15 protein-coding genes are annotated in these 20,739 nt (G+C 38.4%); 9 read left to right on the top strand and 6 right to left on the bottom strand.

Annotation, left to right across the window (positions count from 1 at the left end):
* Nucleotides 1-110: 110 nt before the first annotated feature.
* From BGC7_RS09745 to BGC7_RS09725, 5 genes are all read right to left on the bottom strand, one after another.
* Nucleotides 111-1,223 carry an Mrp/NBP35 family ATP-binding protein gene (locus BGC7_RS09745; protein WP_050701384.1) on the bottom strand — a complete coding sequence of 371 codons (1,113 nt, stop codon included), beginning with the start codon at nucleotides 1,221-1,223 and terminating at the stop codon, nucleotides 111-113.
* Nucleotides 1,216-1,977, bottom strand: a complete 762-nt coding sequence (gene trmB / locus BGC7_RS09740; RefSeq protein WP_050701383.1) for a tRNA (guanosine(46)-N7)-methyltransferase TrmB — start codon at nucleotides 1,975-1,977, stop codon at nucleotides 1,216-1,218. Before trmB ends, BGC7_RS09745 begins: the two co-directional genes overlap by 8 nt.
* 3 nt (nucleotides 1,978-1,980) lie before the next feature.
* Complete coding sequence (locus tag BGC7_RS09735; protein WP_050701382.1) at nucleotides 1,981-3,810, bottom strand: ABC transporter ATP-binding protein; 1,830 nt, start codon at nucleotides 3,808-3,810, stop codon at nucleotides 1,981-1,983.
* 179 nt (nucleotides 3,811-3,989) lie between these two features.
* Nucleotides 3,990-5,954, bottom strand: coding sequence for a carbohydrate-binding domain-containing protein (locus tag BGC7_RS09730; RefSeq protein ID WP_082206615.1), 1,965 nt, complete (start codon nucleotides 5,952-5,954; stop codon nucleotides 3,990-3,992).
* A gap of 155 nt (nucleotides 5,955-6,109) precedes the next feature.
* Nucleotides 6,110-6,874 carry a DeoR/GlpR family DNA-binding transcription regulator gene (locus BGC7_RS09725; RefSeq protein ID WP_050701381.1) on the bottom strand — a complete coding sequence of 255 codons (765 nt, stop codon included), beginning with the start codon at nucleotides 6,872-6,874 and terminating at the stop codon, nucleotides 6,110-6,112.
* Between the two features lie 466 nt (nucleotides 6,875-7,340).
* On the opposite strand from BGC7_RS09725, the gene BGC7_RS09720 reads away from it, so the two are divergent.
* From BGC7_RS09720 to BGC7_RS17870, 7 genes are all read left to right on the top strand, one after another.
* On the top strand, nucleotides 7,341-8,927 hold the full coding sequence (locus BGC7_RS09720) for a glycerol-3-phosphate dehydrogenase/oxidase (protein WP_050701380.1): 1,587 nt from the start codon (nucleotides 7,341-7,343) through the stop codon (nucleotides 8,925-8,927).
* A 26-nt stretch (nucleotides 8,928-8,953) separates the two neighbouring features.
* Complete coding sequence (gene glpK / locus BGC7_RS09715) at nucleotides 8,954-10,441, top strand: glycerol kinase GlpK (protein WP_050701379.1); 1,488 nt, start codon at nucleotides 8,954-8,956, stop codon at nucleotides 10,439-10,441.
* Nucleotides 10,442-10,471: 30 nt separating this feature from the next.
* Nucleotides 10,472-11,167 carry an MIP/aquaporin family protein gene (locus BGC7_RS09710; protein ID WP_050701378.1) on the top strand — a complete coding sequence of 232 codons (696 nt, stop codon included), beginning with the start codon at nucleotides 10,472-10,474 and terminating at the stop codon, nucleotides 11,165-11,167.
* Nucleotides 11,168-11,278: 111 nt separating this feature from the next.
* On the top strand, nucleotides 11,279-12,907 hold the full coding sequence (gene glpA / locus BGC7_RS09705) for an anaerobic glycerol-3-phosphate dehydrogenase subunit A (RefSeq protein WP_050701377.1): 1,629 nt from the start codon (nucleotides 11,279-11,281) through the stop codon (nucleotides 12,905-12,907).
* The gene (gene glpB, locus BGC7_RS09700; protein ID WP_050701376.1) at nucleotides 12,907-14,169 is read left to right on the top strand and encodes a glycerol-3-phosphate dehydrogenase subunit GlpB; all 1,263 of its coding nucleotides are present in this window, start codon (nucleotides 12,907-12,909) and stop codon (nucleotides 14,167-14,169) included. The genes glpA and glpB overlap by 1 nt, the downstream gene beginning before the upstream one ends.
* Nucleotides 14,170-14,358: 189 nt before the next feature.
* Nucleotides 14,359-15,573, top strand: coding sequence for an anaerobic glycerol-3-phosphate dehydrogenase subunit GlpC (gene glpC, locus BGC7_RS09695; RefSeq protein WP_050701375.1), 1,215 nt, complete (start codon nucleotides 14,359-14,361; stop codon nucleotides 15,571-15,573).
* 368 nt (nucleotides 15,574-15,941) lie between these two features.
* Entirely contained in the window at nucleotides 15,942-16,115 is a 174-nt protein-coding gene (locus tag BGC7_RS17870; RefSeq protein ID WP_157258692.1) for a hypothetical protein, read from the top strand.
* 97 nt (nucleotides 16,116-16,212) lie between these two features.
* On the opposite strand, the gene BGC7_RS09690 is transcribed toward BGC7_RS17870, so the two are convergent.
* Nucleotides 16,213-18,090, bottom strand: a complete 1,878-nt coding sequence (locus BGC7_RS09690; protein WP_082206627.1) for a CocE/NonD family hydrolase — start codon at nucleotides 18,088-18,090, stop codon at nucleotides 16,213-16,215.
* 208 nt (nucleotides 18,091-18,298) lie between these two features.
* Here BGC7_RS09690 and BGC7_RS09685 point away from each other — a divergent pair, with 208 nt between their 5' ends.
* On the top strand, nucleotides 18,299-19,207 hold the full coding sequence (locus BGC7_RS09685) for a glycerophosphodiester phosphodiesterase family protein (protein ID WP_082206626.1): 909 nt from the start codon (nucleotides 18,299-18,301) through the stop codon (nucleotides 19,205-19,207).
* 168 nt (nucleotides 19,208-19,375) lie between these two features.
* Nucleotides 19,376-20,713 carry a glycerol-3-phosphate transporter gene (gene glpT / locus BGC7_RS09680; RefSeq protein ID WP_050701374.1) on the top strand — a complete coding sequence of 446 codons (1,338 nt, stop codon included), beginning with the start codon at nucleotides 19,376-19,378 and terminating at the stop codon, nucleotides 20,711-20,713.
* The last annotated feature ends 26 nt before the right edge of the window (nucleotides 20,714-20,739 follow it).

The following is a 20,739-nucleotide window of genomic DNA, read 5'->3' as shown; positions in this document are numbered from 1 at the left end:
CTGATTGTTCATATAGTTTGCTTTAGAGGGGAAAATATAGGATGTAAAGATAAAAGCAATAAAGCCCTATAAAAATAGGGCTTTATACATATATATGCAATGATATCTTTCTATTTATTATGTACCTCCACTTTTTGAGTAGGAGCTAACTCTTCATTCCGCTTTTCCAGAGAAGCTACAAAATTATCTGCAAGATGATCAAATGCCATGCCCGTTATCGTATTCTCGTTAAGAGCTACAGGCACACCTTTATCTCCTCCTTCACATATACTTTGCACGATTGGTATCTGCCCCAGCAAAGGGACTCCCATCTCTTCGGCCAATTCTTTAGCTCCATCCTTTCCAAAAATATAGTACTTATTTTCCGGAAGTTCGGCAGGAGTAAACCATGCCATATTTTCTACAAGCCCAAGTATAGGAACGCTAACTTTATCGTTAGTAAACATATTTATACCCTTACGTGCATCTGCCAATGCTACTTGTTGTGGTGTACTCACGACCACTGCTCCTGTTATCGCCAGTGTCTGCACCAAAGTGAGGTGTATATCGCTTGTTCCCGGTGGAAAATCTATTAAAAAATAGTCTAATTCACCCCAGTTAGCATCAGCGATCAACTGCTTAAGAGCATTGCCTGCCATAGCACCACGCCAAACGACAGCATCGTTTTTGTTTACAAAGAAACCAATAGAGAGCATCTTTACCCCATACTTTTCTACAGGAATAATATATTCCTTTCCATCAATGGGTTCGAGGTAGGGATGTGCTTCTTCTTCGTCGAACATCTTAGGAAGTGATGGTCCGAAGATATCCGCATCAAGCAGCCCTACTCTATAACCTTTCTTGGCAAGAGCAACAGCTAGGTTAACCGAGACCGTGCTTTTACCAACACCGCCTTTTCCTGAAGATATTGCAATTATATTCTTCACATCAGACAATAACTTTGCTGATTTCGGCTGTTCCGGCTGTGTTGTTTTTGCCTCTATGTTGCCTTTTATTTCTATATTAGGGTCTGCGTAGGTAAGAATCGCTGTTTCAGCTGCCTTAATCACAGATTTGATAAACGGATCGTTAGGTTTTTCAAACAATATAGAAAGATTTACTTTCATTCCGTTGATATGTATATCATCGGAAACCATGCCCATTTCTACAATATCTTTTCCGGTACCGGGATAACGAACATTGCGTAAGGCATCAAGAATTAGCTTGGGATATATATTAGCCATTTTTAGTTGATTGATTAAGTACATTACTTCGTCCGAAACTCCGGTACGAATCTTTCTCTATCTCTATCTCAGGTTCTATCCAAGTATCTCTTTCGGGACACAAGAACTTGATATATTTTATGTTTAAACCACGAGCAAGCCATTGTTGTTCGTAAAAAGTCTGAATTTTAAGAATATCATCAGCCAAATCCGAATTATACAAATCATCGGTCTCGAAGAGCACAGGTAAAGAATTACTCTTTACCATTTCTGTTGTATAAACAAACATAAAATTACTGTCTGTCTTAAGATGAATAATACCATCTTGAGGAAGAATATTACGATAGAGCTGCATAAAACGGGTAGAAGTCATACGCTTGCTTGTTTTACTCATCTGCGGGTCGGGGAAAGTAATCCAAATTTCAGACACTTCTCCCTGTGCAAAAAAGTGAGTAATAAGTTCGATATGAGTACGAAGGAAAGCAACATTATTCAATCCTTCTTCAAGCGACTGCTTAGCCCCTGTCCACATACGGGCTCCTTTGATATCGACACCTATAAAGTTTTTTCCAGAAAAAAGTTTACCTAGACCTACTGTATATTCTCCTTTTCCACAACCTAGCTCCAGAACTATCGGATTATTATTTTTGAAAAACAGTTCATTCCAACGTCCTTTCATTTCAAAGCCCTTTTCTTGTAAAGTAGCAAAAGGATATTGGAATACATGTGGATATTCTTCCATTTTCGCAAATTTGGCCAGCTTATTTTTCCCCATAGTTTAGAATTGTTGCATATCACAAAGTTTTCTGTAATATCCGTCCATATCGTAAAGTTCGGTATGATGCCCCCTTTCCACAACTACACCTTCATGCATTACACAAATCTCATCGGCATTCTTTATAGTAGACAGCCTGTGAGCAATAACGAGTGTTGTACGATTTTTCATTAGTTTTTCCAAAGCATCTTGCACCAATCTTTCCGATTCGGTATCGAGAGCAGAAGTGGCCTCATCAAGAATCAATATCTGAGGATTCTTAAGAATAGCACGAGCGATACTTACTCTCTGACGTTGTCCTCCAGACAGTTTACCTCCTCTGTCGCCAATACTTGTATCATATCCGTTTTCTGTCGCTTCTATAAAGTCGTGTGCATTTGCCACTTTGGCTGCTTCAATTACTTGTTCTAAAGTTGCACCTTCTACTCCGAAAGAGATATTATTGAAGAACGTATCGTTAAACAGTATTGCCTCCTGATTTACATTACCCATCAATGCACGTAAGTCATGAACATTAGCATCTTTGATATTTACATCATCAATATATATTCCTCCTTCGTTTACATCATAGAAACGAGGAAGAAGATCGGCCATCGTCGATTTTCCCGAACCCGATTGTCCTACCAAGGCGATTGTCTTCCCTTTAGGAATGGTAATACTCACATCTTTTATCACCCAGTTAGTTTCATACTTGAAACGTACATTACGATATGTAATATCTCTATTGAAAGGAATTGCTTTAGGATTTGTCGGGTTAGTTATAGTATTTTCAGCCTTTAGTATCTTATCTATACGCTCGACAGAAGCCATACCTTTCTGAATAGCATAGACAGACTTGGACAAATCTTTTGCAGGATTGATAATCAAATAGAATATAGTAAGATAGTATATAAAGCGTGAGGCATCAATTGTACTGCTACTGTCAAGAATAAGAGAACCTCCAAACCAAAGCACCAATACGATTGTAATTGTACCTAACAGTTCGCTCATCGGGTGTGCCATCTGTTGGCGGCGAGCTATTCGGTTCGACATATCGCGGAAGATATTACTAGCTTTATCAAAACGATCTGTCATTTTTTGCTCTGCATTAAAAGCCTTTATTATACGCAATCCGCTAAGAGTTTCTTCTATCTGCGACATAAGTTGCCCCCAAAAATTCTGAGCCTCTACGGATTTACGTTTCAGGCTTTTACCAACTCTGCCCATTATAAATCCAGCTATGGGCAGGAGAATTAGTACAAAAATGGTGAGTTGCCAACTGATAACAAGCATTGTTCCCAGATATATAAGAATCATAATAGGGTTCTTGCTTATCATATCCAAAGAACTCATTACTGAGTTTTCCACTTCGCCAACGTCTCCTGTCATACGAGCAATAATATCTCCTTTCCTTTCATTAGAGAAGAAACTAAGAGGCAAAGAAAGGATTTTATCATTTATTTGCTTGCGAATATCACGTACGACACCGGTACGAACATCTATTATAAAATAACCACTAAGATAGGTCGCAAGCGTTTTTAATCCTGTCATGACAACAAGAATCACCCCTAACATGAGCAATACCATCCCGCCCGAATGAGTATCCATAACGTGTGTAAGATGATAGTATGCGTTATTCTCCAGCACCTTAAAGCTAAATATACTAGACGAATCCATTGGAATATATTCATAAACCTTCTCATCTACCTTGAACAATATCCTGAGAATAGGTACAATAAGAGCAAAAGAGAACACATTGAGTATTGCACTCAATATATTGAAGAAGATATTTAACGCGACCTGCTTTTTATATGGAGGTATAAAACGCTTAATTAAAATAATAAAATCATTCATCGACAGCTATTTAGTTCAAATATAAACCTTACAAATAAAGGTTTTGTTAAAATCGGCTGCAAGTTAGCTATAATTCTTTTCTTAAGAAACAGCTTTTATTTATTTTAAAGAATATCATAAAACACATTGGGCCAGCTTCACAGCTAGCCCAATATTGATTGATCTCTAAAATCGAATTTTTAAGGACGCCCTCCGGGTCCGGAGGTAGTCCCTACTGTGGTAACTATGTTTAATGTCGTAAATGTTGTTGCTGAAGTACCTTTTGTATATGTCGCCCCCGTATATAGCCCATGAAAATTAGAGCCACCCGAAACACTACCACCTTTATAGATCGTATAATTCGTATTAGCAGCCATAGCCGGACTGCTAAACAGTAGTGTCATCTGAGAATATGTACGTGGAACTTTAAATGTAAGAACGCCTATTCCGGCAGCAGATTCTATATGAATAATCTCGCTTGCTGTTCCGGTTGTTCCGTATATCAAAGAATATTGAGTAGAAACACTTGAAGTAGGATTGCTGGTAGCTCCGCCCGTACCTACAAGAATTCCGCCTGTTATCTTAAAGGTATTATTATCGCAGTCGAAACCCTCTTCCGGCGATTTTGCACCTGAAGAGACTATAACACCCCCAGTAACAGTTAACGTTCCATTAGAGTCTATACCATCATTAGTTTCGCTATAGCAATAAACATTGCCTCCGTTTATTTGTATATGATTCGAGGCATTGATACAATCATCATATGCTTCTATTTCTATTGTTCCGTCGTTTACAGTCAGTATCTTTTTACTTTCCAGCCCTTCAGCCTCTACTCCGGAAGTCTTAATAGTTATATTACCTCCATTTATACTCAGATTTCCATCACTCTTTATTGCTTTAGCCGCAGTGTCGTCTGAGCCATATTTATATTGTCCTCCTGTAGTAACTACTTTTATCGTCCCTGAATTTACAACAAGCTCGCCATCGACACTAATACCTTTTCCTCCCGATCCCGAACTGGAAATATCTAAAGTAGCATTGCTAAAAACAAAGTTACCATCACTCTTCACACCAGCTGCGGAAGATATATCATTATCACTCGTATCATAAAAAGCATCGCCCGAAGTTATAAGTTTAATATTTCCTCCTGTAATATTCACATCACCCCCTGTTTTCAGCCCTTTAGCAGCTACACCTTTTGTGGTAATATTTATTGTTCCGTTATTTATTGTTACCGAGCTTTTATCACTTTTAATTCCCATAGCCTTTTGCCCTGTGGTAGTAATATTTATTGTTGGATTCTCTATCAATATATAAGGAGTAATTGAAGTGTCGTCCTCTTCATAAGAAGCAACTATACCATCATCTGCGCTATTTATTGTCACTGTGCCGGCATCTAAACGAATATATCCGTCGCTACAATCAATACCATCACTAGATGCTTTTATATCCAAAACACCATTATCCATCCTAAAATAATCTTTAGCATGTATTCCATCACTAGCGGCTATTGCAATCTTTATTGTTCCCGATTTTACCCGTATGTAATCATCACTACAAATGGCATGTTTATACTTACCATACACTAGCAAACTTCCACTTCCTTCGAAATTCAACTGACCTTCGCTAAAAAGAGTACCCTTCATATCTTCCTCTCCGAATGCAGTATAAATATCTCCATCCACCAATCTGTTAGATGTACCACCAACCTGAGTTATTGTAACTTTTTTCTTGGATTGAATATTGATTGCAGGGCCATCAGCACTGATAATATCAACACCATTAAGCCCTAGTCCGAATTTATAATCACTATATATTTTTAGCGATCCGCTTTTTGTATTTCCCGATAATACGTAATTGACCTCTACGGTAGTATTAGTAGAAGTAACGACCACGTTTCCATGTGTTTCAGTTATCGAAACACCTTCATTTACATACGGGTTCACAATATCTACCCCGCTATCGCTATATACAACTTTTACGGCATTTGTAAATACTGTGTCTTTTGTATTAGTTTTAAAGTCATCATCTATAACAACTTCCGAGCCACCTTCTTCTCCACCATCTTCAACAATGATTTCATCCACAGTTTCGCTATCTCCACACGATGCAAAAAGCATACATATAGTGCACAAAACAGCATAAAAGAGTTTATTTATATTCATTGCTTCACCGATTTATTAAAAACAAAGCAATGTTAACCTGAATCAATAACAACCACAACAATAATCGACAGATAGAGAGATTGTATCGACGAATCCTTGCAAAAAAAGAGAGGCGCATCTTAACAATACGCCTCTCTCCTCCTTTTTATATCTTCTTATACAAGAGTAACTTCTATGTTACGCTCGCGAATGGCATCTATAATATGGGACGGAGCATTTCTGTCGGTAATGATATGATGAACTTTTTCAAAATCACAAATTTTACAGAAACCTCTTTTTCCGAACTTAGATGAGTCTGTCATAATTATTATTTTTTGAGAAGCTTCAATCATTTGCTGATTGATACGAGCCTCGCTCATATCGCTCGTAGTTAATCCATAGTCAAGATCAATTCCGTCTACACCTAGAAACAACTTATTGCAAGAAAGGCTCTCCAATATATTCTGTGCATAAAATCCGATTACAGACACAGAATTTTTCCGCATAATACCACCCAATTGAATCACCTCTATATTAGGATTATAACACAAAGCCAAAGATACCTTAACCGAAGAAGTAATAACCGTGATACTTTCATTTACATTTATTTCGTTAGCAAATGCAAGAAGGGTAGTACCTGATGCTATAATAATTTTATCATTCGCTTCCAAAAGCCCATTTGCAGCTTTCGCTATCTGAGCTTTCTCTTCCATATGCATTTTTTCTTTTATATCTATATGCTTATCAGAAATTATGGAACTCAGGCTACTTGCACTTCCATGATTGCGATACAATAGCTTCTTACTTTCCAGATATTTTAAATCTTTACGAATTGTAACTTCCGAAACCTGCATTAGCTCGCTAAGCTCCTGTACCTTTACATACCCGTCTTTCTTTAACTGCTCTAGTATTAATTTATGCCGTTTTGCGATATTTCCCATACTATAATTAATTAATTTATAATTGATCGGCAATTATAATGAATTATACAGATACTATTGTTTTATATATTAATTTCTATTTAACAACATTTCTATCTTTCGAGGATAAAGATACATTTTTTTTAATCACCTACTAAAAATGATACAAAATAATTACTCTTCGAAACAATAAAAAAAGCATTAATAAAACATTCAATTATCTAAAAACTTCTTCTATCACAATTTAGGAACAAAACACATAAACACTAAACAGCTTACATGTATCACCTCCATATTTCTGTCTTTAAATATAAAAACAATCAAAAAAGGATAAACAAAACAATTTTATTTCGTTTAGTTTCATATTTAATAAAAAATAGTTCACAAAACAGCAATAAAGCTGTTAATAACATCAAATAAGTTTCGATTTTGTTTTTTTATTTCATATCACTAATTATCTTTGTACATATATCAAAAACTTAATAAGATGAAAAGAGATAATCATATAAAGCAAATAGCAGACCCTTCTATCGTATGGGATATAGTAATAGTAGGAGGGGGAGCTACAGGACTTGGTGCAGCAGTCGATGCCGCTTCCCGCGGTTTCAAAGTTGTACTTTTAGAACAAGCGGACTTCACGAAAGCCACTTCCAGCCGCAGCACAAAGCTTGTCCATGGTGGGGTGCGTTATTTGGCACAAGGAGATGTAGGGCTGGTCATAGAGGCTCTTCGTGAAAGAGGCTTGATGAGAAAGAATGCACCACATTTAGTAAAAGACCAACGCTTCATAATAGGTAATTACAAATGGTGGGAAAAGCCATTCTACACAATAGGGTTAACCATATATGATATCCTTGCCGGAAAACGCGGTTTGGGCAGATCTCTACCCATGAGCAAGAAGTCGGTAATAAAAGAAATTCCTCAGATCGAAGGAAACAACCTAAGAGGTGGAGTAGTGTATCATGACGGTCAGTTCGATGACTCACGCATGGCTATAAATCTTTTGCAAACAGCAGCAGAACAAGGAGCCACTCTCGCCAATTACATCAAAGTGACCAACCTTACAAAAAACGACAAAGGCGACATATCCGGTGTAACTGTTTTTGACGAGGTGGGAAAAGAAAACTATACCCTGAAGGCAAAAGCCGTTATTAATGCTACCGGTATATTTGTAGACGACCTCATGAAGATGGATTCTGCCGAAAAAGACAATATCGTCCGCCCAAGTCAGGGGGTTCATCTTGTCGTCGACAGTTCTTTTCTGGGAGGCGACACAGCTATAATGGTACCTAAGACAAGCGATGGCCGAGTAATGTTTGGCGTTCCGTGGCACGGGAAAGTAGTACTAGGAACTACAGATACTCCTTTAAAAGAGTTCGTACTTGAGCCCAAAGCCTTGGAAGAAGAGATTGAATTTATACTAAAAACCGCAGGACAGTATCTTGCCAAACAACCAAAACGAGAAGACGTCCTTTCTGTTTTCGCCGGCTTAAGACCTTTGGCTGCTCCAAAAAAAGGTGCAGACGGACAAAAGACAAAAGAAATATCTCGTAGCCATAAAGTAGTCATATCAGAAAGCGGACTTATCACTATCACCGGAGGAAAATGGACTACATACCGCGATATGGCAGAAGACGTAGTAAACAAAGCCATTGAAATAGGAAATCTTCCAAAAAGAGAATGCAAGACAAGACTATTGCGTATACATGGCTACAAAGAAAATGTTGACAGATCCAATTTTAACTATGTATACGGAAGTGATTTCGAAAAAATCAAAAAACTGGAACAAGATCAGCCGGAATTAGCCGAGAAACTACACGAAAGATGCGATTATACCGCCTCGGAGGTCGTATGGGCTGTACGCAAAGAAATGGCGCTAACTGTAGAGGATGTATTAGCAAGAAGACTCAGGGCCCTATTCCTCGATGCAAGAGCAGCAATTGACATGGCTCCGAAAGTAGCAACAATAATGGCCGGAGAAATGGGGAAAAACGAAGAGTGGGAAAAGGAACAAACAAAAGAGTTTGTTACCCTTGCTCAAAACTACTTGCTTGTACCCTACAAACCTCAATAACAAAACAACCAAAACCTATCACAACCATGGAACAGTATATTTTATCATTTGATGCTGGAACCACAAGCTCCAGAGCCATTGTTTTCAATAAAAAAGGAGAGATATGCTCTGTAGCTCAAAAAGAGTTTACTCAGATATTCCCTCAAAGTGGATGGGTAGAGCACGACCCGCACGAGATTTGGTCTTCTCAAGCAGCAGTAGCCGCCGAAGCCATCACAAAAATAAATATCAATGGGAAAAATATAGCTGCCATCGGTATAACCGACCAACGAGAAACAACCATCGTTTGGGATAGAGAAACAGGAGAACCCATTTACAATGCTATCGTATGGCAAGACAGACGAACCTCCGACTATTGCGACAAGCTAAAAAACGAAGGACTGCTTCCCTACATAAAAGAAAGAACCGGACTTATCATTGATGCATATTTTAGTGCAACAAAGATAAAATGGATACTGGACAATGTAGAAGGAGCCAGAGCCAAAGCAGAGAAAGGTGAGTTAGCATTCGGAACAGTAGACTCTTGGATTATCTGGCAACTAACAAGAGGAGAGGTACACGCTACGGATGTTTCAAATGCTTCGCGAACAATGCTCTTCAACATAAGCACACTAGAGTGGGATGAGGATTTACTAAAGCTATTCGACATACCTCGAAATATGTTGCCGAAAGTATGTGATTCGAGCGAAATATACGGGCATACCAAAACTACAATATTTGCATCCAAAGTTCCGATTGCAGGAATTGCCGGCGATCAGCAGGCAGCCCTCTTCGGACAAATGTGCGTAGAACCGGGTATGGTAAAAAACACCTACGGAACAGGCTGCTTCATCCTGATGAATACAGGAGAGCAGCCCGTATTTTCTAAAAATAATCTTATAACAACTATAGGCTGGCGGTTGAACGGAAAAACGACCTACGCCTTGGAAGGCAGCATCTTTGTAGGAGGAGCTATAGTACAATGGCTCAGAGACGGATTGAAAATTATAAACTCTTCTTCCGAAATAGAACAGCTTGCAATGCAAGTTCCCGATAGTGGCGATGTATATTTCATTCCGGCACTAACAGGACTAGGCGCTCCCTACTGGGATCAGTATGCACGTGGAACCATTGTCGGCATATCCAGAGGTACAACTTCGGCACATATAGCCCGAGCCGCACTGGAAGGCATAGCCTATCAAACCATGGACGTTATCAATGCCATGATTCTCGATGCCGGAGTAGGGCTAAAAGAACTGAGAGTAGACGGAGGTGCAGCGAACAATAACCTATTGATGCAATTTCAATCCAATGTATTAGGACAATCCGTGATACGCCCTCAAACAACAGAAACCACAGCTCTAGGCGCTGCATACCTAGCAGGTCTGGCTGTCGGATACTGGACTGATATAGATGAGATAAAGCAGCAATGGCACATAGAAACACAATTTACCCCAGACAAGGGAGTAGACATGCAACTAGCAAAAAGGAAGTGGGCAGATGCCGTTTATCGCTCACGATCGTGGGCAAAATAAAAGATTAGCAAATTAACCAACACTAATATCATGGGGCAGGATATTCTATTCGAATTCATTGGCACAGCCATTCTTATACTCTTTGGAGCCGGAGTATGCGCCAATGTGTCTCTAAAAAAAACACTTGGAAATAATTCGGGATGGGTAGTCATAGCCTTTGGGTGGGGGTTGGCTGTTTTTGTGGCCGCCTACATATCAGCCCCTTACTCAGGAGGGCATCTCAATCCCGCTCTGACTATAGGCTTGGCCGTAGCCGGAAAGTTTAAAGGAAGTGTATTGGGCTATATTATTGCGCAAATGCTGGGAGCCATAGTCGGAGCATGTTTGGTGTATCTTATATACAAACCTCACTTCGATGAAGAAGAAAACCCGAATGCGAAACTAGGAGTATTTTGCACTGCCCCTGCCATAAAATCTCTCATTCCTAATTTGGCAAGTGAGATTATAGGTACATTCATTTTAGTTTTTGGTGTATTGATGGCTGCCGGAGCTGAAATAGCAGGCCCTCTACCTGTAGCTTTACTTATCGTTGCCATCGGTATGTCACTGGGCGGAACTACAGGGTACGCCATAAACCCAGCCCGAGATCTAGGGCCTAGAATAGCACATGCTATATTGCCCATTAAAGGCAAAAGAGACAGTAACTGGGGTTACGCATGGCTCCCCGTCATAGCTCCTATTTGCGGAAGCATATTAGCAGCACTCCTATACATCCTTATTTTTTAACCAAACAAAAGAAAAACAGCACAAAAGTTTCATTTTTATTTCGATTTAATTTTGATATATTTCGAAATATTCGTTATTTTGCATCACAATACATTCATTAAAATAAGTAGTATGGGATTAACAAACCATTCAGATCCATTTGACGTAATTATTATTGGTGGAGGAGCTACAGGAGCCGGTGTTGCTCGCGACTGTTCCCGAAGAGGGTTACGCACACTATTAATAGAACGCTATGATATAGCCACCGGAGCCACCGGACGCAATCATGGGCTATTACATAGTGGAGCTCGTTATGCAGTTACAGATATGGAGTCTGCCGAAGAATGTATTAAAGAAAATATGATTCTGAAAAGAATAGCCAGCCATTGCATAGAAGAAACAGACGGACTATTCTTAACACTGCCCGAAGATGATATAAATTATCAGCCCAAATTTGTAGAAGCCTGTTTAAAAGCAGGAATTCAGGCAAATATTATAGATCCTAAAGAAGCATTATTATTAGAACCTTCTGCCAATACGGCTATACTTGGGGCTGTCAGAGTTCCGGACGGATCAGTAGATCCATTTCGCCTGACTGCATCCAATATGATAGATGCCAAAGCGCACGGAGCAGATGTACTGACTTACCACGAGGTGGTAAATATGATAATAGAACAAGACAGAGTTGTCGGAGTAAAAGTTTTGAACCACAAAACGAAAGAAACAAAAGAAATATATGGTTCCGTCATTGTCAATGCCGGAGGAATATGGGGGCAACATATTTCAGAATTGGCAGGAATAAAAATAAAAATGCTTCCGGCAAAAGGTGCTCTTCTTATATTTGGACACAGAGTGAACGGAATGGTACTCAACCGATGCCGAAAACCTGCCGATGCCGATATTCTAGTTCCAGGCGATACTATTTCTCTGATTGGAACAACATCGAGCAATATACCTTACGATCAGATAGACAATATGGTTATAACTCCCGAAGAAGTAGACTTGCTCATACGGGAAGGGGAAAAACTGGCTCCAAAATTAAACCGAACACGTATACTACGTGCCTATGCAGGTGTAAGACCCTTAGTGGCTGCCGACAATGATCCTACCGGACGAAATGTGAGTAGAGGTATTGTATTGCTAGACCATAAAAAGAGAGATGGATTAGACGGATACATTACTATAACCGGAGGTAAACTAATGACATACAGACTAATGGCAGAATGGACTACAAATCTGATCTGCGAGAAACTAAATGTAAATCAACAATGTACAACAGCGACCGAAAATCTACCCGGTTCGAGAGAGAATATAGAAGATATAAATAAAAAAATAATCTCGTTGCCACATGCCCAACGAGAGTCAGCGAGCTACCGACACGGAGATATGGCAGAAAGACTTTCTTCGAACACTCTTTTTGACAATAGCTTGGTATGTGAATGTGAAGAAGTTTCGGTGGGAGAAGTAAAATATGCTTTGAAAGAACTTAATGTGAAAAGCCTTGTCGACTTACGACGCAGAACCCGCGTAGGTATGGGAACCTGTCAAGGAGAACTATGCGCATGCAGAGCTGCGGGAGTAATGGGTGACACCGATTCTTTCTGCACAAAAAGAGCAAAAGCTGATATCGCGTCTTTTCTTAACGAACGATGGAAAGGAGTACATCCCGTGGCATGGGGAGATACATTGCGCGAAAGTGAATATACAAGTTGGGTATACGAGAGCATTTGCGGATTAAGTTTACAAAAAAACGAAGACTAATGAAATTTGACACTATCATCATAGGAGGCGGATTAGCCGGACTAATTTGTGGTATTCGTTTATCGCAACAAGGACAACGTTGCGTAATAATATCTTCGGGACAAAGTGCACTTCACTTTTCATCAGGATCTTATGATCTTTTAAACACCTTGCCTGATGGCACAGAGGTCACAAGTCCGCTTTCTGCAATAAAAAGTCTTACAGAAAGTTACCCAAACCATCCATATGCGAAGCTTGGAGAAGAAAGATTTTCTGAGTTAGCTCTTTTTGCACAAAAGTACTTACAAGAGATAGGAGTACCTGTTCAAGGTTCTGCTAAAGAAAATCATTATAGAGTTACTCCAATGGGTAATCTAAAATCGACCTGGTTGAGCTCCGCCGACTTTGCAACAAGCCAAAGCAAGGATAAGCTACCTTGGAAAAGAGTTGCAATATTCAACCCTATAGGATTTTTAGATTTTTATCCACGATTTATTGCAGACGAATTTCTCAAACTGGGAACAGAAAGCAATATTCATTTATTCAACCTACCCGATCTCGATCTTTTGCGAAGAAATCCTAGTGAGATGCGCTCGACAAATATTGCAAGAGTCCTCGATAAGAAAAATAATTTATCAGAATTAACCCAACTATTGAAGAGAGAGAGTGCGGATTGCGACGCAATCATTTTTCCGGCATGTTTAGGGCTCGATGATGACACTATAGAAATTATAAAAAAAGAAGTGGATAAGCCGTTCGTCCTGATACCGACTCTGCCTCCATCCATCGTCGGAATACATACGCAACAATATTTACACAATTTCTTCATCAAATCGGGGGGAGTATATATGCTTGGCGACAGTGTGAAAAGAGCAGAAATAGATAACAATCTGGTAAAAAAAGTTTATTCATACAATCACGGAGACATCCCTTTTACAGGAAAGGACGTCGTATTGGCCACAGGAAGCTACTTTAGCCAAGGCCTAATAGCGACTCAAGACTCTATATATGAACCTGTATTCGGACTCGACACATCATATGCTAACAACAGGCAAGAGTGGTATAGAACTAATATGTTCGATACGCAAGGTTATCAATCTTTCGGAGTGAAAACGAATAGCAGTTTTAATGGTCTCAAAAATGGCAGGCCAATAGAGAATCTGTATGTGGCAGGAGCCATTCTGGAAGGGTTCAACGGAATTAAAGAAGGCTGTGGTGCAGGTGTCTCAATACTGAGTGCATTACATATTGCCGACACCATTTTAAAGAATGCGAATCAATAGCTGATATTAAAACATTTATCTATACAAGCCCCTCCCACTTCCCCGAAGTGGAGGCTTAGGTTAAGCCGAAAGGAGGAAATAATGACAATTACAAAAGAAGAAGAAAAGCGTACAAGTTTGTCAGGTTTTAGTTAAAATCTTATTTTATATAAATCAACCTTTGATTAGCATAATAAATTAGCTGAAAATATGAATTTACAACAACATAATATAAGCGAAAATAATTTCGAGCAATGCATAAAATGTACAATTTGTACAGTTTATTGCCCTGTAGCCGCTGTCAACCCGGATTATCCGGGCCCGAAACAAGCCGGCCCCGATGGAGAAAGACTCAGATTGAAAAAAGAGAACTTCTACGATGAGGCATTAAAATATTGTATCAACTGTAAGAGATGCGAGGTTGCATGTCCTTCCAATGTAAAAATTGGAGATATTATACAATCGGCTCGTATAAAGTACAGCAAGGAAAGACCTAAAGTAAGAGACTTTATATTAGCCAATACAGACCTTGTAGGTACCCTGTCCACCCCTTTTGCTCCAATCGTAAATCTAGCATTGGGATTGAAACCAGTAAAAATGGCATTGGACATAACATTGGACATAGACCATCACAGAAGTTTCCCTAAATATTCTTCGGGCACATTCGAAAGGTGGTATAAAAAGCAAGCAGAAACTCAAAAAAAATACGAAAAACAAGTCAGCTACTTTCATGGGTGTTATGTAAATTACAATAATCCTCAGCTAGGAAAAGATCTTGTAAAAGTATTTAACTCGCTCAACATAGGCGTACAATTGCTGCGCAAAGAAAAATGCTGTGGTGTAGCCCTTATATCCAACGGATTGATAAAACAAGCCAAAAAGCAAGCAGAGACAAACATCGCTTCGATAAGAGAATCGGTTATAGACAATAAAATACCGGTAGTAGCCACCTCTTCGACCTGTACTTTCACTATTCGTGACGAATATCCACACCTGCTAAATATAAACAATGCGGACATAAGAGACAATGTAGAACTGGCAACACGCTATCTGTATCGCCTGTTCAGTACTTCGGATGTAAAGCCAAAACTAAAGAACAAAAAAATAAAAGTTGCCTACCACACTCCATGTCATATGGAGAAACTTGGCTGGTCTTATTATTCGATCGAATTGCTCAAGCTGATACCGAATATAGAATTAACTATTCTCGATTCGCAATGTTGCGGTATTGCAGGAACTTACGGGTTTAAAAAAGAGAATTATAAAACATCTCAGGATATAGGAGCCTCTTTATTCAAGCAAATAGAAGCTGATGACTATGACTATGTTGTCACCGATTGCGAAACCTGCAAATGGCAGATAGAAATGTCTACAACAAAAAAATGTGAGCATCCTTTATCTATCATTGCTCAAGCTATCGAATGATTGTAAAATCATACAGGTATTTCGAATATACTTTCGCACATGAATTACTGTTCAAAACATAAATATTCGAATTACAATCGGACATCATAATCCAAACAAGAATTATTAGATATATATTACATATACGAAATACGACAAAATGCTGTATATCATAATATTAAAACAATATCAGCAAAAAAAAGAAACAAATCGAAACAAAAAACAATATTTACAAGCAAGAATATTTGCTAAAAGACTTTAAAATTAGTATATTTACTATGAGAGCAGAAAAAGCAAGCAGACAATAGAGTTTAATGTTTCTGTTTTACTTTTCGTCCTGTTTTGTTTATTTTAGAAAACACTATAATTAACTTTATAAAAAACATGTTATGACAAAGACTTATAGCTTAGACAATTCTCAGAATTCCAACATAAGAGAATATAGATTTGATATACAACAAGAAGCAATGAAAGAACTTACTCCTACTTATTCTGAAGTATTAAGAATATTGAGAGAGGCTTTTAGCTTGGTAGATATAACTCAGATCGTTAAGAAAATATAGTTACCAAAAAGTACAGATTTTTTTACTACCTTATTGAAAGGCAGTAACAGAATATTCACACCTCAACGTTTAAGGCTTTCACAGAGAGCCCATCGGCTCAGTTTAAAACAGGCAGCGTTATTTTAGAAGCCAGATCTGCCTGATGATATACCCTTACAACAGACTTGACAAAATCATCTTCAGAACAATTATATATATTTACAAGTTGCTGTGGATTTCTGTCCACAAGAGGAAACCACGTACTTTGTATCTGAATCATAAGCTTGTGTCCTTTCCGAAAAGTATGAGCAATATCTGTCAGTTCAAACTTTACATTTGAAGGGACAAAGGGGATAAAGGCTTCAGGAGTTGAGAAGCTGTTACGATAGCGTCCTCTCATAACATCTCCTCTTACCATCATTTGGTATCCACCCATCACGGTTTTCTTACCCAAGTGGTTGCATGTATTATTATTATATCTGAAATCATCGGGGAATACATCTATAATCTTCACTATAAAATCTGCATCAGTCGTGGATATAGATGCTTTCAGATCAACCATAAGAGGCCCAGCAAGCACAAGGTCTTTCGACAGAACATCAGTTTCGAAAACAATAACATCCGGTCTTTGAGAAGCAAAACGCTGATCTGCGACCATATATTCTTTGGGGCGGTTACGCCCTATTTCATTCAGAAAAGGCACTGGTACAGACGGATCGGAGACATATTCCGAGAAAGAGTTTCTCTCATTAGGCCGTTCGAAAGAAAGTCTCCCCCCCGAAGACAAATAAACATCTGTTGTTTTCATATCTGCCGGTGGCCAACAATTAAATTCTTTCCACTTATTTTCGCCTGAGAAAAACACAATAACATCTTTTACTCCATCAAGACTTCCCTTATCTTTGAGATAATAATTAAAAAAAGGTATCTCGATATTGTGCTGATAATACTCTGCCGTATTAGATCCAAAGCAAATATCTCCGAAAGACGACACATCCACTCCTGTCCATGCTCCATGCGACCAAGGACCAATAACCAACCGACAATGTGCATCTTTCGACTCTTCTTTAATAGTTCTATAGGTATGCCATGTTCCATAACCGTCTTCTGCATCAAATAGACCACCCACTATCAGCATGGGCACTTTCAGTCCAATACACGCCTTTTCAGCACTCCTGTTCTGCCACCATTCATCATAATCAGGATGATTCATCATATCGTTCCAAAAGGGAATACTATCCCCAAAATATCTGGAAAGATTTTTGAGTGTTCCTGTTTTCAAGAAGAAAGAATAGCTATCTGTCTTATAAGAGATCTGCTTACGAGGACCTCGCTCTGTCGGATAAGGTCGCCTATGGCCAAAACCGTCGAAAAAACGGAAAGCATCCATCATCATAAATGCACCGTTATGATGAAAATCATCCCCCATAAACCAATCATAAACTGGAGCCTGCGGACTCACAGCCGTTATTGCTGGGTGCATAGAAGCTGCTGCCATTGTAGAGTAGAATCCCGGATAAGATACACCGAAAACACCAACACGACCGTTATTATTAGATATATTTTTCACAAGCCATTCGACAGTATCGTATGCATCACTAGCCTCATCTATATCTCTATTATTTTGTTTTTGAACAATAAAAGGGCGGACATTCCCGAATTCGCCCTCACTTTTCCATTTACCCCTTACATCTTGTACAACATAGATATACTTCTCCTTCATATACCCATATAAGTAGCTATCCCACAAAGCCTCTTTAAAAGATTCCCCATAGGGCTTACATGAATAAGGAGTGCGGGTTAGAAGAAACGGATGATTCTCCCCTCTATCCACAGGAGCATACACAGCTGTGTATAAACGAACTCCATCTCTCATCGGAATCATATATTCGCTTTTTACATAATTATCTCTAATCCATGCTTCTTGAGATGCTTGAGCCCAAAGTAAAACAGGGAGTACAAAAAGGATATTCAATACGGACAGCTTCAAATTCATAACATTAGACATTTTCATACAAAATAACAAACATTTAACCGAAAAGCAAAATAAGCAACCATACCAAAGAGTATTCTTAACATATTTGAAACACAATTTATTTAATTCGAAATATTTATATTTTGATTTGAAATTTTATTATTTTTACAAGCAGTTATACAGAAAAAATATTTTGAATCATATCAGATTAAATATCAAAACAAACAAGATGAAGAAGATACTTTTAGTTACAGCCTGTTCTGCATTTCTTTTAGGATGCAAAACAAGGGAAAATATAACAAACAACACCAAACCCCAACCAGTCTTCGACACAGAAGCTCACAGAGGAGGAAGAGGCCTTATGCCTGAAAACACAATACCTGCCATGATAGACGCTATAGACAGAGACGTAGTGACACTAGAGTTAGACCTTCAAATATCTAAAGATAAAAAAGTAATCGTATCGCATGACCCATACTTCAACGATAAAATAACAACTACTCCGGAAGGCAAATTCTTAACAACCTCAGAAGCAAAGAAACGGCTCTTATACACCATGACATATGACAGCATACGAAAATATGATGTCGGTATAAAAAACAATCCGGATTTCCCTCAAAAGAAAAGTATTGCTGCATCTAAACCATTACTTTCAGACCTAATAAAAGCCTCCGAAGAGCACGCCCATAGAAAAGGGAAATCAATGCTTTACAACATAGAGATAAAATCATCTCAAAAAGGGGATAATATCAACCATCCGCCTGTGGAAGAATTTGTAATCCTCGCCATAAAAGCAATTACAGACAATGGTATCCGAAACAGAACAGTTGTACAATCTTTCGACATGAGAGCCCTACAGATTATACACAATAAATATCCGGATATCAAGACTTCTTTACTTGTAAGCAAGAAAGATAATGAAAGTGTAAAACAACAATTTGAGACACTAGGCTTCATTCCTCATACTTACAGCCCAGAATACACAATGGTTACCGATGAAATGATTCAGTATTGCCACTCTCTAAATGTAAAAATTTTGCCGTGGACAGTAAACACAATTAGCGAAATAAAGCGCTTAAAAGATATGAATGTAGACGGAATTATCTCAGACTACCCAAACTTATTCAAGGAATTATAATATAAAAAAGAAATCATTTATTAAAAATAACATCTATTATTATTTTATTTCGAAAAAATTCGTTTCTTTGTGAATGGCTTTCGATTTAATTTCGATAAGATATTTATGGACTTTTTTTATCATATGTACTAATAAGCTTAAATACAATACCAATTTACGATTAATATCATGTTCAATTTTTTAAAACCACCAGCACACAAAGATTTATTACCCGACGAGAAAATAGACAAAGAGTATAAAAAATTACGCTTACAAGTCTTTCTGGGTATATTTATTGGTTATGCCGGATATTATTTAGTAAGAAAAAACTTCTCACTAATAATGCCCGACCTCATAGAAGAAGGCTTTTCTAAAGCCGCTTTAGGCATCGTCCTTTCGGCGGTTTCAATTGCCTATGGTATCAGTAAGTTTATTATGGGAAGTGTTTCCGACAGGAGTAATGCAAGAATATTTCTTCCTTTAGGACTTCTTCTGTCAGCCCTTACTCTTGCTTTTTTAGGACTAATACCTGTCCTCACCTCATCCGTAGTAGTTATGTTCGTTCTGTTTTTTATAAACGGATGGTTTCAGGGTATGGGATGGGCTCCTTGCGGACGAGTCATGGTACATTGGTTTTCAATCAAAGAAAGAGGAACTAAAATGTCTATTTGGAATGTAGCCCATAATGTTGGAGGAGGTATAATAGGTCCTCTGGCTATTTTAGGGGTTGCTATTTTCGGAGACTGGCATAGCAAACTATATTTCCCTGCCTTTGTAGCTATTATAGTTGCATTCATAGCCTATTTACTGATCAGAGACACTCCTCAATCGTGTGGTTTACCAAACATAGAAGCTTATAAAGATGATTATCCGGCCGATTACACAAAAAGTCAGGAAGAAGAATTAACTACCAAAGAAATATTTCTTAAATATGTATTAAACAACAAACTGCTTTGGCTTATTGCCTTTGCTAATGCGTTCATATATCTGGTACGATATGGTGTATTAGATTGGGCTCCGGCATATCTGGAAGATGCTAAAGGATTCTCTGTCAAAGAATCAGGGTGGGCCTATTTTGCTTATGAATATGCAGGTATACCGGGCACTCTTCTGTGCGGATGGATTTCAGATAAGATATTTAAAGGAAGACGCGCTCCTGCTATTATTATCTATATGTTATTAACTATGATTGCTGTAATAGTATACTGGAAAAATCCAGCAGGAAATATCATAGTTGACAATATAGCACTTATTGCAATTGGATTTCTTATCTATGGTCCTGTTATGCTAATAGGAGTACAGGCCCTAGACCTTGTTCCTAAAAAAGCTGCCGGTACAGCTGCCGGACTAACAGGGTTCTTCGGTTACTTTCTCGGGACATCCTTATTTGCGAATATAGGCCTGGGATTTGTAGTAGAACATTTATCGTGGGACTATATGTTCATCATTCTAGTTGGAGCTTGTGTTTTATCTATTCTGTTTACTGCAACTACATGGAATAAAGAAAAAGCAAGACTTCAAAGATAAGAAACACATTATTTAACCAATCCTTA

The organism is Dysgonomonas sp. BGC7 (assembly GCF_001261735.1).
Classification (GTDB): Bacteria; Bacteroidota; Bacteroidia; order Bacteroidales; family Dysgonomonadaceae; genus Dysgonomonas.
This window is presented reverse-complemented; position numbering and strand designations above follow the sequence as displayed.

What these genes read in the sequence shown, in the direction of transcription:
- BGC7_RS09745 (WP_050701384.1), bottom strand. Translation starts at nt 1,223, where the DNA reads ATGGCTAATATATATCCCAAGCTAATTCTTGATGCCTTACGCAATGTT.
- trmB (WP_050701383.1), bottom strand. Translation starts at nt 1,977, where the DNA reads ATGGGGAAAAATAAGCTGGCCAAATTTGCGAAAATGGAAGAATATCCA.
- BGC7_RS09735 (WP_050701382.1), bottom strand. Translation starts at nt 3,810, where the DNA reads ATGAATGATTTTATTATTTTAATTAAGCGTTTTATACCTCCATATAAA.
- BGC7_RS09730 (WP_082206615.1), bottom strand. Translation starts at nt 5,954, where the DNA reads ATGAATATAAATAAACTCTTTTATGCTGTTTTGTGCACTATATGTATG.
- BGC7_RS09725 (WP_050701381.1), bottom strand. Translation starts at nt 6,874, where the DNA reads ATGGGAAATATCGCAAAACGGCATAAATTAATACTAGAGCAGTTAAAG.
- BGC7_RS09720 (WP_050701380.1), top strand. Translation starts at nt 7,341, where the DNA reads ATGAAAAGAGATAATCATATAAAGCAAATAGCAGACCCTTCTATCGTA.
- glpK (WP_050701379.1), top strand. Translation starts at nt 8,954, where the DNA reads ATGGAACAGTATATTTTATCATTTGATGCTGGAACCACAAGCTCCAGA.
- BGC7_RS09710 (WP_050701378.1), top strand. Translation starts at nt 10,472, where the DNA reads ATGGGGCAGGATATTCTATTCGAATTCATTGGCACAGCCATTCTTATA.
- glpA (WP_050701377.1), top strand. Translation starts at nt 11,279, where the DNA reads ATGGGATTAACAAACCATTCAGATCCATTTGACGTAATTATTATTGGT.
- glpB (WP_050701376.1), top strand. Translation starts at nt 12,907, where the DNA reads ATGAAATTTGACACTATCATCATAGGAGGCGGATTAGCCGGACTAATT.
- glpC (WP_050701375.1), top strand. Translation starts at nt 14,359, where the DNA reads ATGAATTTACAACAACATAATATAAGCGAAAATAATTTCGAGCAATGC.
- BGC7_RS17870 (WP_157258692.1), top strand. Translation starts at nt 15,942, where the DNA reads ATGACAAAGACTTATAGCTTAGACAATTCTCAGAATTCCAACATAAGA.
- BGC7_RS09690 (WP_082206627.1), bottom strand. Translation starts at nt 18,090, where the DNA reads ATGAATTTGAAGCTGTCCGTATTGAATATCCTTTTTGTACTCCCTGTT.
- BGC7_RS09685 (WP_082206626.1), top strand. Translation starts at nt 18,299, where the DNA reads ATGAAGAAGATACTTTTAGTTACAGCCTGTTCTGCATTTCTTTTAGGA.
- glpT (WP_050701374.1), top strand. Translation starts at nt 19,376, where the DNA reads ATGTTCAATTTTTTAAAACCACCAGCACACAAAGATTTATTACCCGAC.